The 17,252-nt window shown below is 37.6% G+C and carries 15 protein-coding genes; 12 read left to right on the forward strand and 3 right to left on the reverse strand.

Features of this window, described 5'->3' with window-relative positions; all coding sequences use genetic code 11:
- The 4 genes from gmd to AC4MRQ_RS19315 all read left to right on the forward strand — a co-directional run.
- Positions 1–844, forward strand: an 844-nt coding sequence (gmd, locus tag AC4MRQ_RS19300) for a GDP-mannose 4,6-dehydratase (RefSeq protein WP_491199348.1), incomplete at its 5' end; no start/stop codon positions are given.
- A 32-nt stretch (positions 845–876) separates the two neighbouring features.
- The gene (locus AC4MRQ_RS19305; protein ID WP_491199349.1) at positions 877–1,269 is read left to right on the forward strand and encodes a four helix bundle protein; all 393 of its coding nucleotides are present in this window, start codon (positions 877–879) and stop codon (positions 1,267–1,269) included.
- Positions 1,270–1,314: 45 nt separating this feature from the next.
- Entirely contained in the window at positions 1,315–2,460 is a 1,146-nt protein-coding gene (locus AC4MRQ_RS19310) for a GDP-L-fucose synthase family protein (RefSeq protein WP_491199350.1), read from the forward strand.
- Positions 2,461–2,521: 61 nt separating this feature from the next.
- On the forward strand, positions 2,522–3,571 hold the full coding sequence (locus AC4MRQ_RS19315) for a mannose-1-phosphate guanylyltransferase (protein WP_491199351.1): 1,050 nt from the start codon (positions 2,522–2,524) through the stop codon (positions 3,569–3,571).
- A gap of 113 nt (positions 3,572–3,684) precedes the next feature.
- Here the strand turns inward: AC4MRQ_RS19315 and AC4MRQ_RS19320 are convergent, their stop codons facing one another.
- From AC4MRQ_RS19320 to AC4MRQ_RS19330, 3 genes are read right to left on the reverse strand one after another with little or no spacing between them, the layout of a single operon-like run.
- Positions 3,685–4,749, reverse strand: coding sequence for a glycosyltransferase family 4 protein (locus AC4MRQ_RS19320; RefSeq protein ID WP_491199352.1), 1,065 nt, complete (start codon positions 4,747–4,749; stop codon positions 3,685–3,687).
- Between the two features lie 9 nt (positions 4,750–4,758).
- A complete protein-coding gene (locus tag AC4MRQ_RS19325) occupies positions 4,759–5,517 on the reverse strand; it encodes a GIN domain-containing protein (RefSeq protein WP_491199353.1) in 759 nt (252 codons plus the stop codon).
- The gene (locus AC4MRQ_RS19330) at positions 5,514–6,659 is read right to left on the reverse strand and encodes an acyloxyacyl hydrolase (RefSeq protein ID WP_491199354.1); all 1,146 of its coding nucleotides are present in this window, start codon (positions 6,657–6,659) and stop codon (positions 5,514–5,516) included. Before AC4MRQ_RS19330 ends, AC4MRQ_RS19325 begins: the two co-directional genes overlap by 4 nt.
- A 257-nt stretch (positions 6,660–6,916) precedes the next feature.
- Between AC4MRQ_RS19330 and AC4MRQ_RS19335 the strand changes: the two genes are divergently transcribed.
- From AC4MRQ_RS19335 to AC4MRQ_RS19370, 8 genes are all read left to right on the forward strand, one after another.
- On the forward strand, positions 6,917–8,530 hold the full coding sequence (locus AC4MRQ_RS19335; protein ID WP_491199355.1) for a capsule assembly Wzi family protein: 1,614 nt from the start codon (positions 6,917–6,919) through the stop codon (positions 8,528–8,530).
- Between the two features lie 64 nt (positions 8,531–8,594).
- The gene (locus AC4MRQ_RS19340; protein ID WP_491199356.1) at positions 8,595–9,992 is read left to right on the forward strand and encodes a sugar transferase; all 1,398 of its coding nucleotides are present in this window, start codon (positions 8,595–8,597) and stop codon (positions 9,990–9,992) included.
- 75 nt (positions 9,993–10,067) lie between these two features.
- Positions 10,068–10,805, forward strand: coding sequence for a DUF4296 domain-containing protein (locus AC4MRQ_RS19345; protein ID WP_491199357.1), 738 nt, complete (start codon positions 10,068–10,070; stop codon positions 10,803–10,805).
- Positions 10,805–11,308 carry a hypothetical protein gene (locus AC4MRQ_RS19350; RefSeq protein ID WP_491199358.1) on the forward strand — a complete coding sequence of 168 codons (504 nt, stop codon included), beginning with the start codon at positions 10,805–10,807 and terminating at the stop codon, positions 11,306–11,308. The genes AC4MRQ_RS19345 and AC4MRQ_RS19350 overlap by 1 nt, the downstream gene beginning before the upstream one ends.
- Positions 11,309–11,496: 188 nt before the next feature.
- Complete coding sequence (gene cysQ, locus AC4MRQ_RS19355; RefSeq protein ID WP_491199359.1) at positions 11,497–12,327, forward strand: 3'(2'),5'-bisphosphate nucleotidase CysQ; 831 nt, start codon at positions 11,497–11,499, stop codon at positions 12,325–12,327.
- Positions 12,328–12,488: 161 nt separating this feature from the next.
- Complete coding sequence (locus AC4MRQ_RS19360) at positions 12,489–13,664, forward strand: phosphoglycerate kinase (RefSeq protein ID WP_491199360.1); 1,176 nt, start codon at positions 12,489–12,491, stop codon at positions 13,662–13,664.
- Between the two features lie 141 nt (positions 13,665–13,805).
- The gene (locus AC4MRQ_RS19365) at positions 13,806–15,029 is read left to right on the forward strand and encodes a 3-deoxy-D-manno-octulosonic acid transferase (protein WP_491199361.1); all 1,224 of its coding nucleotides are present in this window, start codon (positions 13,806–13,808) and stop codon (positions 15,027–15,029) included.
- A 444-nt stretch (positions 15,030–15,473) separates the two neighbouring features.
- Positions 15,474–17,252: adenosylcobalamin-dependent ribonucleoside-diphosphate reductase (locus tag AC4MRQ_RS19370; protein WP_491199362.1), on the forward strand; the 1,779-nt coding region annotated here is incomplete at its 3' end.

Genomic DNA, 17,252 nt, shown 5'->3' on the forward strand with positions numbered 1-17,252 from the left:
CGTGAAAGTGAGTTTTGATACACCAGAATACACTGCCAATGCAGATGGGCTTGGTACCTTGCGTATTTTAGAAGCGATTCGTTTGTTAGGCTTGACTGAAAAAACACGAGTTTATCAGGCGTCAACATCAGAGTTATACGGCTTAGTACAGGAGGTACCTCAGAAAGAAACCACACCTTTCTATCCACGTTCTCCTTATGCTGTGGCTAAGATGTATGCTTACTGGATAACAGTGAACTATCGCGAGGCATATAATATGTATGCCTGTAATGGGATTTTATTTAACCACGAGAGTCCTTTACGTGGAGAAACATTTGTAACGCGTAAGATTACGCGTGCCGTATCAAAGATTGCTTTGGGTATGCAGGATTGTCTGTATTTGGGAAATATGGATGCGAAGCGAGACTGGGGTCATGCCAAGGACTATATTAAAGCCATGTGGTTGATTCTACAACAGGAGCAATCTGAGGATTATGTGATTGCGACTGGTGTAACAACAACTGTACGCGATTTTGTGAAAATGGCTTTCGCTGAAGTGGGCATTGAATTGGAGTTCAAAGGCGAGAAGGAAGCTGAAGTAGGTATTATTAAAGCATGTTCTAATCCTGAATTTCAGGTTACGATTGGTACAGAGGTAGTTAAGGTTGATCCTGCTTATTATCGTCCAACGGAAGTGGATCTTTTGATTGGTGATCCAACCAAATCTAAGGAAAAATTAGGGTGGGAGCCGGAATATGACTTAGCTGGTTTGATAAAAGATATGATGGAGTCGGATGTGAAGCTGATGAAGAAGGATAGATATTTGAAAGATGGGGGGTATGAAGTATTGAATTACTTTGAGTGAAAATTATAGAGGAGAGAGGTGAGTGATGAGTAGTGAGAAAGGCAATTGATTATGGGGCAAATAATAGTTTTAGAGACTTAATTGTTTATCAAAAAGCCTATAAGATATCAATGGAAATTTTTCTTTTGACAAAAACGTTTCCTAAAGACGAAAGGTATTCATTGGTCGATCAAGTTCGACGTTCATCCCGCTCTATTTGTGCTAACTTGTCCGAAGCTTGGGCGAAAAGAAGATATGAGAAAGTCTTCATTAATAAGTTAACTGATTGTTTAGGTGAAGAATTTGAGACAGAAACTTGGTTGAAATATTCTGTTGATTGTGAATATTTATCAGAAGAAGACTATTCAAAGCTAATGAATCAATATGAGGAAGTAAGAAAAATGCTTATCTCAATGATCAATAGCCCTGAAAAGTTCTGTAAATGAGAGCTCATCTCTCAAATCTCTCTTCTCACCTCTAAAAAGTTAGAAATGGAAAGAAATTCTAAAATATACATCGCCGGCCACAAAGGCCTCGTAGGCTCGGCTCTATGGAAAACACTGCAAACTAAAGGCTACACCAACTTGGTGGGGCGTTCCATCAATGAACTGAACCTGATGGATGCTGTAGCTGTAGATCAATTCTTTGCTGAAGAAAAACCGGAGTACGTGATACTGGCAGCAGCTAAAGTAGGTGGTATTGTGGCCAATAATACTTATCGTGGCCAATTTATCTACGAGAACCTGATGATTCAGAATAATGTGATTCACTCGGCTTATGTGCATGGGGTGAGGAAATTGTTATTCCTGGGATCAACATGTATTTACCCCAAGCAAGCCCCTCAGCCAATGCCGGAGGATTGTTTATTGACTTCACCACTGGAGTATACCAATGAGCCTTATGCCATTGCTAAGATAGCAGGAATCAAGATGTGTGAGTCCTACAACCTGCAGTATGGCACTAATTTCATCTCGGTGATGCCAACCAACTTGTATGGGCCCAATGATAACTTTGATTTGGAGAAATCGCATGTGCTACCGGCCCTGGTCCGTAAGAATCATCTGGGCAAGTGCCTGCAGAACAATGACTGGCCAGCTTTACGTGTCGATCTGGATAAGAACCCGATTGAAGGAATCAATGGTACGTCTTCAGAAGAAGAAATCCTCAACAAACTTGATAAATACGGCATTCGATTTGATTCGGTCAATTCGGACAGTAATTCGGCTAATTCGCAAGTTTCCATTGAAATTTGGGGTACCGGTAAACCAATGCGCGAATTCCTGTGGTCAGAAGAGATGGCAGCTGCATGTGTGTATGTGATGGAGAACGTGGATTTTAAAGATGTGCACCCTGAGCGGAGTCGAAGGGTTAGTCAAAGTACTGTTGAAAAGAAATCGCAGGAAGTACGTAACACCCACATCAACATCGGAACTGGTAAAGAAATATCGATCCGAGAATTGGCTGAAACCATCAAAGCGAAGGTTGGTTTTGAAGGCGAATTAGTGTTCAATACCGATAAGCCGGATGGCACCATGCGTAAGCTTACAGATCCATCAAAGATTCATGACTTGGGCTGGCATCATCAGATTGATATCGAAGAAGGCATTGAGAAGATGTATAAGTGGTATCAAAGCTGATGACCTTTAGCTGATAGCTGTTAGCTAAAACTACTGCCTGCTGACTAATGACTAATAAACTATGCAAAACAATTTCCTAATTATAATGGCCGGTGGCATTGGTTCGCGCTTCTGGCCAATGAGTACACCTGAAACACCGAAACAGTTTTTGGATATCCTGGGAACTGGTCAAACCATGATTCAGCAAACCATAAAGCGTTTGGATGGGATTGTGCCCATTGAAAATGTCTACATTGTTACCGGGAAACGCTATAAGGCTTTGATCAATGAGCAATTGCCTGAAGTGAATGATGATCAGATTCTGATGGAGCCGTGTATGCGAAATACGGCACCATGTATTGCTTATGCGGCTTATAAAATTAATAAAAAGAATCCGGATGCTAATATTGTAGTAGCTCCTTCCGATCATCTGATTACGAATGATGTTGAATATAAACGGATCATTGCAGAAGGTTTGGGTTTTGTGGATTCTGATGATGTATTACTAACATTGGGTATTCATCCGCATCGACCAGAGACTGGCTATGGCTATATTCAGGCTGGCGAGCCAATTAGTGAATCTACCAAGAAAGTGAAGGCTTTTAAGGAAAAACCAGATTTTGAAACAGCTCAAAAGTACCTTTCAGAAGGAAATTATTTTTGGAATGCCGGAATCTTCTTGTGGTCTGCTAAAAGTATATTGAGTGCTTTTGAAAGATATTTGCCTAAAGTTGCTGCTGTTTTTAAGTCAGGAGAAAGTGTTTACTACACCGATGATGAACAGGTTTTTATAGATGAACGATTCCCTCAATGTGAAAATATTTCCATCGACTATGGTATTATGGAACATGCCGATAATATTTGTGTGATGCCAGCTGATTTTGGTTGGTCCGACCTGGGTACTTGGGGCAGTTTGTGGGAGAAGCGTGACCGTGATTCAGATGGAAATTCAGTAGTTGGCGATGCTGTTAAAATTTACAACTGTGAAAATAACATCATTACAGTACCTGATGGACGTAAAGTGGTTTTACAAGGGTTAAAAGATTGCATTGTAACCGAGGCTAATGGTGTATTTATGGTCTGTCAAAAAAGCGAAGAACAACGTATTAAAGAGTTTCAGAAAGACAGTTAATCAACAGTTTCAGAAAATGTAATAAAGTGTAGGCTTGCCATTGGGTGGGCCTTCTTTGTTAAATGCTATTAATTTCTTCAGGTGGGGTACGTTAGGAGCCAATTATCAGCATATTAAGATGAACTAATACGGTCGATCAATTTTAATAGATGGTTTGAATATATATCGTAACTAAACTTTTCTCTGACCTTTTGAAATCCGTTATATCCCACTTTAACTAACAATTCCTTTGACAGTAGTAATTGTTTTAGTTTATGAGAGATCGCTTCAACGGTTCGCTCAACCAAAAATCCACTTTCACTGTCAGTAATCAACTCTTTTATACCGCCTGTGTCCGTCGAAAGCACTGGGATGCCCATGGTCATGGCTTCCAAAATACTGTTGGAAAGGCCCTCGCGTTCTGATAATAATACAAACAGGTGGGCATCACTCATTAGCTGCGTTGGATTATCACTAAAGCCAGTAAAGTGAACGATATTCTCCAAATTAAATTTCTTACTTAGGTTAATAAACTCCTCTTTGTTACGGCCTTCACCAATAATTCGAACCTCAATGTGTTTTTGAAATTTTTCCTCCAATTGGGCAATGGCTTCAATTAAGAGATGATAGCCTTTGAGTTTTGTGATTCGACCACTACTAACAATTACAAAGCGATCATTAGCTAACGGTCTTTCAGGAATCGTTGATTTTGAATTAAAGCCTGGAATGCCATTCTTCAAAACGTGTATGGGGTGGGTATTAAAAAAGCTGTAAGACCTTAGGTTCTCAGCAATAAAGTCTGAATTGACAATCAAACCATCATTCAATATTTTATAATTCAGTTTATGCCATACAGGAATATTCATTTTGCGGTTAGCGCCCAATCGAATGATATGTTTAATACCAAGTTGACGAGATATGATACCACACATAAAGTACTCCTTTTTCTTGGTGCTGATAATTAGATCAATGTGATAATTTCGAATGAATTCCTTTAATTGTCGAAAGGTAAACCAATCGAAATAGGAGTGAAAATGCAATGTGATGGATGATTGAGTATTGCCAAATTTATTGAGTAATGATTCTGATTTACCAATAAAAAAAACTCGGTGTTTTTTCTTCAAGACATCCAGGGCCATAGATGTCCATTTTTCATTTCCTCCCCAGCTTTTAGCTGAACAAACAAATAGTATATTCATCGAAGGTAACTATTTATAAGGTAATACTTCACCCGTTGAATTTAAATAAGGTACATGGTGTCGTTGATGATTTATATCAGGCGTCCCTTTATAGTATGTGTTGCCACTTGAGTATGTATTGACATTTAGCTGGTTGTTTATTTTAAGATAACTGTCATAGCTTGACTTATTAACAAATGTGGCTTTTTGTGCCAATAAACCAAGGGCATTCACTTTAATTCGCCCTTCGAGTCTCAAAATCAATTCATTTGTTTCACCCTGAAAGATATGTTGTCCGATGTTAGTATTACCATAGCAATATACACTCAGCTTATTGCATTTAATATTAAGATCAGATTCTGTAAATTCAGAGCTGCCATTCATTACTAATGTGAGGTCGTTAAGGTTTAAAGAATTAATGTTAGTTATTTCACAAGGTTTGTTACAGGTTATACGATGAAGTTTTTTAGCCGGAACAGTGACCTCAACCAGCTTCTTTTTTTGTAAGGTGTTTGTCTTATGCGAGATGTTCAGCACACCGTTTTCAAAATCAATCTCAAAATTTTCGACCAGGTGCATTTGTCCTACTATAGAAATATCTTTACTCTCATCCATAGTTAATAATATCCGGCACGAAGCATCAATTGTAATGCTGTTAACAGGTTCAATCGCTTTTTTAACAGTGACAATCTCTGATTTCTTGTTTACATAATTCAAGTATTCGCATGCCTGAAGAGATAAAAGAGTAATCAGTGAAATGAGGATTATTAAACGATTTTGTTTTTTCATTTCTTAAATGGATTATCGATTCTGTATCCAATACCAAACTCCATAAATTCGGATCTGAAGAAACTTGCTTTCAAACTGAAATTGGCAATGATGTTTTCTGTTATCCGATGTCTGATACCTAATCGAGGGTAAATTGGTTGCGGCGGATTAATATTTGTATGCAAATACACCCCCAAATTTACAAAAAGTGTTGTTTTGCCAAGAAATACATTGTAAGAACCAAATACACCATTAAATAAATAATGCCTGGTTGTAAAGTCAGTTTCTTCCTCTCCATTTTCATATGCTTCCCATGTATATGGAGCACTTTCTGAGTAAAATTGATCAAAACCAATTCCTATTGCGCGTTTCTTGTTAAGGTAGAATATATAATTTGCATTCAAACTGGCATTCCAATAAAGGCGCTCATTGTATGCTGTACTTTGATTTCGGCCAATGCTGCCAACAAATAATAATTCCTGAAGATTAGTTTTCGGTGCTTTAGTTTTCTGAAGAACGGGAGTAAGAGCCTTATTAAAATGATATTTGGTACCAACACTAGCAGTCAGTGTATTAATGCCATGATTAGGTTTTCTTGCCGCTCCATTGGATAAGTGCGTTAATGAGGTGCTCAATGCCAGGGAAAAGTTATCACTTAAACGGTAGTCCATTAGTAAAGCTAGTCCAATATAAGCATTTAGATGTGAGCTGAATACAGTGTTGTAAGTGTTGGATTCAGCATTAAATGGTTTGGTGGCGTATGCTATTCCCATGGATACCTTATTTTGAACAGATAATTTTGCCGAGCGGTAAATTTTGTAGTTAATATATGGAAATAACGAGAATCCTGATCCATAGATATTTTTATTGCCAAAGGTGCCATAGTAAAAACCAACACCAATTTCAGGATAATTGAAATAACTTTGCCAGTTTTCTTTTGAGAAAAAAGATCGGCCGTAATTAATTTCAATACCGCGAGAGTAATCCTCAATAAAATACATCATATTAGCATGATGAGGAATAACAACACCTCCATGTATACGGGTTGTTAAATACGTGTGTTTGCTTGATGTATTGTCATCTATATTGAGCTGCTGTGACAGGATGTATTGGACTCCAGTCAATAAAATCAGGGTAATAGCTATTCGGTTGATTAAGTTCATTTAATTAATTAACAAATGGCGAAGATAGTTAAAAAGGAAATTGGCCGTATTTAAACTTAACAAATCTTTGCTAATGTCAATTAAAATGAAATTATATCAGAGCACTTTTAAATGTATTATATTTGCAAAGTTTTTCCATAAGCAGATTAAAATAAATATGAAACGAACATGAATTTTAGCATGCTAAACTACACTCAAGAGCATGGTTAAAATTCATCGAGAGTTCCATCTGACATATGAAGATGAATTTTAAACAGATGAAAGTAAATAAACATTCTATACTTTGGGGTTTGATCCTATTTTCGAATGGCATGATTGCCCAGATTAATCATCTAAAATTGGATGCTTCTTCTCATACCTTAGTATCTGCTGAAGATATTCGACCATTATGGTTAACTTCAAATGAATGGGGTCGATTCGAACAGTTTGGTAAAGCAGAATCTCTTGTAGAGATTGGAGCTAAATATGATCTGATCAGAAATAAGAATTTTGAGTTGCAAGCAGGTCTTCGTGGTCTGGTTTATTTTGAAATAAATAAAAGCCACCTACAGGAAGCTTATTTAAAAGGTCGTTTATGGTTCATTGATTATACAATTGGGAAAGAACAATTTTCACCCTTAGTTTATAATGATGGTTTAACGTCAGGCATGTATTTAATGAATACAAATGCCAGACCAATTCCTCGAGCTACTATTGGTATATTTGATTACTTGCCATTGGGATTTACAAAGAATTGGTTAGAGATCAAAGGTGGAATATCTCAAGGCATCTTAAATGATGATCGTGTTGAGAAAAATAATAGTGCCAGTGATGTACTGTTGCATGAAAAGTTTGCATACGTGCGTTTAGGAAACACAAAAATAAAACCATATGCTGGTTTGGTTCATTCGGCATTATTTGGCGGGACAAGACCTAATGGGGATAAAATACCCATTGATTTTTGGGCTACTTTTATGGCCAAAGGCTCTGCCAAGCTTGGAGGCGGAGAAGAGACTAATGCAGCCGGAGCTCACATGGGTATGTGGGATTTTGGTTTCGATTGGTCACATCAATTGGCAGAGATACATTTCTATTTTCAGAAGCCATTTGCGGATGGTTCAGGAATGTTTATTAACCATAGACAGAATAAGGATTACATAATAGATCTGACGATTCACCCAAAAGAATTACAATGGTTAAAAGGCTTGTCTCTGGAGTTGATTAAGACAGACTATCAAAGTGGTGAAGGCATTCCAGACCCTCTTTATCCAACTGACTATGAAAAGCAAGGCCTGATTGTATTTGATCAGATTGATGATTTCGACCAATTTATGTTTGATGTATTTGGAGAAGAAACATCTGGTTGGGGCAAGCAAGATGTAGTTGATTATATGGTTATTCACGAGAATCATGGATATGATTATGGTGGGCGAGATGACTATATGAATAACGGCTCCTATTACAATGGCTGGACTTATCAGGGTATGAATATGGGTACTCCATTTTACCATACAGCTGACAAAGTAAGAAGATACGCCGGACCATGGCAGGAAGTGGACCATGTATATTTTTATAATAATAGGGTGAATGGATTTCACTTTGGTGCTGAAGGTGCAATTTTACCAACCTTAAGATATCGAGTGAAAAGCACCTTTACCATTAATAAAGGAACCTATGGAGAAAAATATCGAGGTCGTTATAGTTGGGAACAAACCGAAGATTACTTTTTTGCAACAAATAAAAAGCAACTTTATAACATGGTTCAATTGAGTTGGGATACACCTTGGTTAAATGGCCTAAGTATAAATGGGAAATTAGCATTTGATACAGGGGAGCTTTATCGATCAATGGGAGGGCAATTGAGTATTGTTTATATTCCTGTTTTAAAATAGACTTTGTTTCCTAAATTTCTTTGGTGAATTACTTACTTTTGTAGCTTAAATAAAACACGCACGAATGTTAAAAGAAAAAGAAAGGGTTGTTAATAATTTTCTCGCAGGATTTGATGCTATCATTGCTTGGCTTTCTTTAGATATTGCTTTGTATCTTTATTTTGGACAGTACACGTTTTTAGGTAATAAAGATTCTATTATCCTTCACTTAGTAGTTTTAGGCATTTGGTTTAGTCTTTCAAAAGCATTTAGGACCAATGAAATTTATCGCTCAAGGCCTTATTCAATCCTATTACTAAATGTAATAGGCGCAACCTCTGTAGGAATTGGAATTTTATCACTAGCTGTATTTGCCTTTAATCTTCATTATATTGGGGTGATACCCATTATCTACTTTGGTGCTATCTCTGCAATTATCTTATTGCTAATAAAGCTGGCTGTATATTCATATTTAAAAGGAGCAAGGCGTAAAGGGTATAATTATCGAAATGTTTTGATTGTCGGAGATATCTCAGCCATGGCATTTATTAATCAGGTACTAAAACATAAGGAATGGGGTTACCGGATTATGGGAGTTGTAGGTGATCAGGAGTTAAATAAAAAGGTTGGGGATTTGGTCTTGACGCTGCCTAAAGATAGTGATGTTGATAAATTAATTGAAGAAAAAACGATCGATGAGGTGATCTATTGTCGGGAAAAGGCGAGAATGGAAGAAATTATGGCGCTCCTGACAAGTTGTAATGAGCTTGGTGTTGTATTCCGCATGTCATCACCATTCTTCAATATGTTGACTAATAAAACGCATTTGCACTATTTTGATACAACACCTGTATTGACGATATCAAATACACCAATGGATTATCTCCTTTTAAAGGTGAAGAGTGTTTTTGATTTTTTGGTTTCTTTCATTACCATAACCATTTTGTCACCTGTATTTATTGGGATTGCCGCAGGGATTAAATTAACATCAAAAGGTCCAATATTCTTTAAGCAGAAACGTGTTGGTATGCGTGGTCGTAAGTTTTGGGTTTATAAATTTCGTACCATGGTAACGAATGCGGAGGACTTGAAAGCTAGTCTAATGGAACAAAATGAGATGGATGGTCCTACTTTTAAAATGGCTAAAGATCCAAGGATTACAGGTATTGGTCATTTTCTGCGAAAAACGAGTTTGGACGAATTACCTCAGTTTTTTAATGTATTGTTGGGTGATATGTCCATAGTTGGACCAAGACCTCCTGTCCCAACTGAAGTCCAGGAGTATGAACGTTGGCAATTGAGGCGTTTATCAATGAAGCCTGGAATAACGTGTATTTGGCAGATATCACCTAGTCGCAACGATGTATCATTTGAGGATTGGATGCGAATGGATCTGGAGTATATTGATAACTGGTCATTGCGCCTTGATTTTGTAATTATTTTAAAGACTATCAGAACCATGTTAAGGGCTGATGGAAGATAAATACTCGGTATGCGGAGAGCTTGTTCTATACTAATTATTATACTTGCCTTACATAGTTGTTCAACAAGACCTAAGGTGCCACGTGACTTGCCGGATGAGGAAAAAATGGCGCAAGTATTGGCTGATATTTACCAGGTTGAAAGCGTGCTTGGTCAAACTCGCTTAAGTTACAATTCAGGTAAGCAGGATGACGTGTCGGGCTATTATCGTTTTGTATTGGATCAGTATGAAATGACAAAAATTGAGTTTGATACTGCTATGGCTTGGTATTCAGCTCACCCTGTTGTATTGTCAGATGTTTATAGTGAGGTGATAGAAATATTGAGTCGGCGCGATGCAGAATTAAAAAATAAAATAAACAAAGAGAAAGAGCAGAAGAAGGATTTGGTAAAAATACCTAATAAGTTGGAATTGTGGAATGATACAACTGCCTTTTCGGTGCCATTTAAAAAGTCTGATTCATTGGATAATAGAGTGCCATTTAGTGTTGAAGTAGATTCACTTAGTGGCGGTATCATTCGTTTACATGCAACCTACTCATTCAGGAAAGAAGGTTTTTTGGATAGTGCTCAAATGAAGATGATCGCCTGTTTTGCTGATAGTTCTATGGATACGGTGCATTATCAAATTCATAAGTCCTTTAAAGCGGTTAAAGGAAATGTCTCACATCGGATTAATACAAACGAACAGCTCATTAATATACAGGGGTTTCTGTTTGATCATGATACAACAAAGAATTCACCTGTTAATATTGAAGATGTCAAATTAACATTTATTCCAACTATTGGAGCAGAAGCAATGGAACTCCGTTAATGCGTAAGATTACAGCACATTATTATCTAAAACAAGATGGAACATTTGGTAAGCGACCTGTTGTTCATCTTGGAGACGATGGATATATTTTGAAGGTACGAGAGTTAGGAGAACATTTCAGTGAAGAGCCGAATTTGGAATATTTCCCTGGAATACTAATTCCTGGATTTGTAGCTTCAATTGAATCGAAAAGGTTAACTGACCTAAAGAATAAATGTTTAGTTAATGGGGTTATTCGCCTGAAAATTGACAATGATGAGTTAGATGTTGAATTCCTTGAGGCTTGGTCAAGTGTCAAACAAACCATGTCTAATCAAACTGGTGAAAAAGAATTAGGGTCTTGCTTAAGGAAATATACCTATCTGGCAGCTCAGGCAATTGGAGAATCAGAGTGGGGAGTTATTAAGGAAGGAGCACGGCCAGGGTTATTAATTTTGCAAAATATTGACTTAAGAGATTTTTCGCTTAGTGAGAGATTAACCTTTAAAATGGTTCAGAAGTAATGAAACGGATCTGGATTTAGCATTCTAAGATGTATTCAGGGGAATATTAAAATTCATTTAGATTTCCACCCGACCATTGAAAAATAAAATTAATCAGATGAAACGAAACATGAGAAAGATTTTCTCACACAGGGTAATGACTAGTATGGTGAGTTCCATGTGACAACTGAAAAGCAAATTTTAAACACATGAATAAACTTACAATAATAGCACTAGAAGCAGCACTGGAAGCGGGGAGAGAGGTTCTTAAAGTTTATAACTCTAGTGATTTTAATATTCGCATAAAAAGTGATGATTCACCATTGACAGAAGCTGATCTAAAGAGTCATCAGGTAATCGATAATGCTCTAGAGCAAAGTGGTATTCCGGTTTTGAGTGAAGAAGGAGTTGAGTTAGCCTATAGTGAAAGAAAAGACTGGGAGCAACTTTGGATCGTTGATCCTTTAGATGGAACTAAAGAGTTTATTAAAAGAAGCGGCGAGTTTACTGTTAATATTGCTCTTGTTGAGAGGCGAAGGCCAGTAATGGGTATTGTCTTTGCACCTTATATAGGATGGTTGTATTGGGGGGATGAGTCAGGTGCATATAAAGCTGTTTTGCCTGATGACTGGCAAAAACAAGGGGTAACAGAAATTAGTTCAAATTTAAAATCGGAACTACTGCCAACAGGAACTCCTAAAACTATGACTGCTGTTGCCAGTATTAGTCATTTTTCAAAAGAAACAGAGTCGTATATAAACGTGCTAAAAGAACGAGAAGGGACTGTTGATATAGTATCAAGAGGCAGTTCGTTAAAAATGTGTCTGGTGGCTGAAGGAGTGGCGAGCATTTATCCACGTTTGGGACCAACAATGGAATGGGATACAGCGGCAGGGCAGGCTGTTGTAGAAGCAGCTGGAGGTAAGTTATATGATTGGCAAACTAAAGAACCTATGGTGTATAATAGACGGGATTTGCTAAATGGTTGGTTTTTAACAGTTGGTAAGGGCCTGGATATTAATGATTATTGGTTGGTGTAATAGTTTTGAATGATAATGAGTTTTTACTGAGACTTTTTATTCAAAACAATTCTTCGTTAAAGAATTTTAAATTGCAATTGAAAGACTGATTTTTGTCACAATACCACTTATAATTTCTTATCTTTGCGGCTCATTGTTGAATTATAAAAATCAATACGCAAATGGCTGCAATAGACAGTTTTAACTTCGCAGGAAAAAAGGCAATAATCCGTGTGGATTTTAACGTGCCTTTAAATGATAAGTTTGAAATTACAGACGATACACGAATTCGTGCTGCTGTGCCAACTATTAAGAAAGTATTGGCCGATGGTGGTGCCGTGATCTTAATGTCTCACTTAGGTCGTCCAAAGGGAGAGGCCAAGGAAGAGTTCTCATTAAAGCATATTGTAGCACATCTTTCTGCTACACTAGGTGTTGATGTAAAATTTGCACCGGATTGTATTGGTGATGAGGTTAAATCAATGGCTTCAGATCTTAAAGCAGGTGAAGTATTGTTATTAGAGAACTTACGTTTCCACAATGAAGAAACCAAGGGTGACGAAGGGTTTGCGAAGCAACTGTCTGAGTTGGCGGATGTTTATGTAAACGATGCATTTGGTACTGCACACCGTGCACATGCTTCTACAACTATCATCGCTCAATTCATGGAAGAGAAGATGGCAGGTTATTTACTGGATAAAGAAATCAAATTCTTAGGTGATACTGTTGAAAATGCAGAGAAACCATTTGTTGCGATTGTGGGAGGCGCAAAGGTTTCAGGTAAATTAGAAGTGTTGAAGTCATTAATCACCAAGGTTGATACCATCTTAATCGGTGGTGGTATGGCATATACTTTCTTAAAAGCTCAAGGTCATAATGTTGGTAATTCATTAGTTGAAGAAGACTTGGTTGAAACTGCAAAGCAAATTTTGGTTGATGCAGAGAAGAACGGAGTAAATTTCATGTTACCTGTTGATAATCTGGCTGCTGATAAGTTTGCTGATGATGCTGACATCATGGAGGTTGGTAATGATATTCCTGAAGGTCGTATGGCATTAGATGTTGGAGCTAAAACTACAGCTGCTTATGCTGCTGAAATTGCAGGTGCTAAAACAGTTGTATGGAATGGTCCTATGGGATGTTTCGAGATGCCTAATTTCTCTAAAGGAACTTTCGGAGTTTGCCAAGCGGTAGCTGATTCCTCAGCTGTGTCTATTATTGGTGGTGGTGATTCTGTTGCCGCTGTTAATAAGAGTGGTTTAGCTGGTAAAATGAGCCACATCTCAACAGGAGGTGGAGCTTCTCTTGAGTTCCTGGAAGGAAAAGAATTGCCAGGAGTTAAAGCCATCCGTGGATAATCGATTATCCTGAAAATATACCAAAGCCTGTTAGCGAAAGTTAGCAGGTTTTTTTTTACTCTTCAGATGACCATCGAATTCGTTTTAATAGTCATCTGATGAGTTTTCTTGAAACAACTATCTTTGCCCAAAATTTAAAATATGACATTACTATATAATATCGGTATTGCTGCTTATTCATTACTGATAAAAGCAGTTTCACCTTTTAATAAAAAAGCGAAGTTGTTGAGTGAAGGTCGCAAAGAAACTTCGAAGCGGTTAAAAGGGCTAAAGCTGGATGGGAAGGTTGTATGGATTCATGCCGCGAGTTTAGGTGAGTTCGAACAGGGAAGACCTATAATTGAAAAGATAAAGGAGTCACATCCCGATTACAAGGTGGTACTGACCTTTTTCTCACCTTCTGGCTATGAAGTAAGGAAAAAATTTCCTTTGGCAGATTATGTGTTCTATATTCCGGCAGATACAAAAAGTAATGCAATTGATTTTATAAATACAATTAAACCTGAGAAGGCTTTCTTTATCAAATATGAGTTCTGGTATCATTTTTTGATGGAACTAACCAGATGTCAGATACCAGTTTATGGTGTGTCGATGATATTCCGTAAAGAACAAACTTTCTTTAAATGGTATGGATCTTGGTTTAGAAGGATGTTGAAAACTTTCAATAGGTTCTATGTGCAGGACGAATTATCTGCTGATCTGCTGAGGAATGTTGGATTCAATAATTACTCCGTTGCCGGCGATACGCGATTTGATCGAGTGCGTGACATCGCAAATGAATCAAAGGACTTTAATCTGGTTGAACAATTTACGGGGGATAGTAAGCAGGTGATTGTTGCAGGGAGTACCTGGGCTCCCGACGAAGATATTTTAATCGATTATATCCAAGATATAAACTCAGATGTCAAGCTGATTATAGCGCCACATGAAATACACCAGGAACATATTCAACAAATAGAATCAAAGCTTAAGGTTTCGTACTTTAAGTATACCGAACCTATAAAAGATCCTGCAACAGCACAGGTGTTAATTGTGGATACTATCGGAATGTTATCATCCATCTATAAATATGGACAAGTGGCATATATTGGTGGAGGATTTGGTGTTGGGATACATAATACACTTGAAGCTGCAACCTATGGAATGCCTGTGTTGTTCGGACCAAATTATAGAAAGTTTAAAGAAGCACGAGATTTAATTGACTTAGGTGGTGGTTTTTCTGTTAAGAATACCAATGAATTTAACCAACAAATAGATGCTTTATGGTCGAATGAAGGCTTGATGAAAGAATCATCTGGTAATTCAAAACAATACGTCGATAGTATGTGTGGTGCAACCCGGTTGATTATGGATGAGGTGTTTTAGTTAATAAAAATCAATTGTTATATGGCAAGAAAAAGCTGAAGGCACTCGCCTTCAGCTTTTTTAATTTTTCTTCTTAACTACGTGTTGATAACATTCCAAATTTTGGATTTTAAGTGTCGTTTTCAGATGGTTTTATTCAATGGTTTTAACGCTATAGGGTTTAATTTCTTGTTGTTTCAAGGGTTTTGAGATTTACAATATTAGAAATGTTAATTTATTAAAGTGTTGATAAAAATTTCGTTTTGGATAACTTTGTTGTGTGTCAAGTAATGTTAACTATCATTAAGACAGCATTTTAATAAAATTTTTTGGACAACTTTTGGTTGGTGTTGAAAACTATTGTTTGCTCAAAGAAGCAAGCTTTCTTAACTTGCAATCACATAAAAAAGGGAACTGAATAACATTAAATACCAATTTATCAACGTCTTAAATTTTTGCGAGCAGATGGCTGTTAAAGAAATCGACCTAAAAACAGAGAATGTGAGAAAAACGTATACATACGATGAAGCTTTTAACGCTTCCCTGGAATATTTTCAGGGTGATGAGTTAGCAGCGCGCGTATGGGTTAATAAATACGCATTGAAAGATTCGGATGGTAATATTTATGAGCTTAATCCTGATGAAATGCATTGGCGCCTTGCTCGTGAAATTGCAAGGATAGAGGAGAAGTATCCTAACCCAATGTCTGTGACCAAACTATATGATTTATTGAAAAACTTCAAATATATTGTTCCGCAAGGTGGTCCAATGTCGGGTATTGGAAATGATTATCAAATTGCTTCTTTATCCAACTGTTTTGTAATTGGTGATGATGGCCCTTCGGATTCTTACGGTGGGATTATGAAGGTGGATCAGGAACAGGTGCAGTTAATGAAGCGTCGTGGAGGAGTGGGTCACGATTTATCACATATCCGCCCTAAAGGTTCACCAGTTAAGAACTCAGCTTTAACATCCACTGGAATTGTTCCGTTTATGGAACGTTTCAGTAATTCAACTCGTGAGGTGGCGCAGGATGGACGAAGGGGTGCATTAATGCTAAGTGTGTCGATAAAGCATCCAGACTCAGAATCGTTCATTGATGCAAAGATGGAGCAAGGTAAGGTGACGGGAGCGAACGTATCTGTTAAGATCGACGACGAGTTTATGCAAGCTGTTGTTGATGGAGAAAACTATACGCAACATTATCCGGTTGGAGCAAAAAAACCAAAATATACAACTGAAATTGATGCAGGAGCTTTGTGGTCAAAAATTGTTCATAATGCATGGAGGTCAGCTGAGCCGGGGATTTTGTTCTGGGATACTATTATAAAAGAATCTGTGCCTGACTGTTACGCCGATCTTGGGTATAGGACTGTTTCTACCAATCCATGTGGCGAGATTCCATTATGTCCTTATGACAGCTGTCGTTTGATCGCATTAAACTTATATTCATACGTTGACAATCCATTTACATCTGAAGCTAAATTTAACTTCGATTTATTCCGTGAGCATGCTGGATATGCCCAACGAATAATGGATGACATTATTGATCTAGAATTGGAAAAGATTGATGGTATCTTAACTAAAATCAAGTCTGATCCGGAAAGTGCTGTTGTAAAGCGTGTTGAGCGCGAACTTTGGGAGAATATCCGCAAAAAAGCAGAAGAAGGACGTCGTACAGGTGTTGGTATTACCGCTGAAGGAGACATGCTTGCAGCTCTAAATCTTCAATACGGTAGCGATGTTGCCGTTGATTTCTCAATAGAAGTTCACAAAAATCTTGCGTTGGCTGCTTATAGCTCTTCAGTTGCATTGGCTAAGGATCGTGGTGCTTTCCCGATTTTTGATGCTAAAAAGGAAGCCAATAATCCATTTATCAACCGATTGTTTGAAGCTGATCCTAAATTGGCAGAGAACATGAAAAAGCATGGTCGTCGTAATATTGCAGCATTAACAATTGCACCAACGGGCACAACCAGTTTAATGACACAAACCACATCTGGAATAGAACCTGTATTCCTGCCAGTATATAAACGTCGTCGCAAGGTGAATCCAAATGACCCTGAAGTACGTGTGGACTTTGTCGATGAAGTGGGTGATAGTTGGGAAGAATATACCGTATTCCACCACAAATTTGTGACCTGGATGGAAGCTAACGGTTACGAAACAGCTAAGAACTATTCTCAGGAAGAATTAGATGAAATGGTTGCCAAGTCGCCATATTATGGTGCTACGTCTAATGAT

It is taken from the genome of Carboxylicivirga sp. (assembly GCF_982718395.1).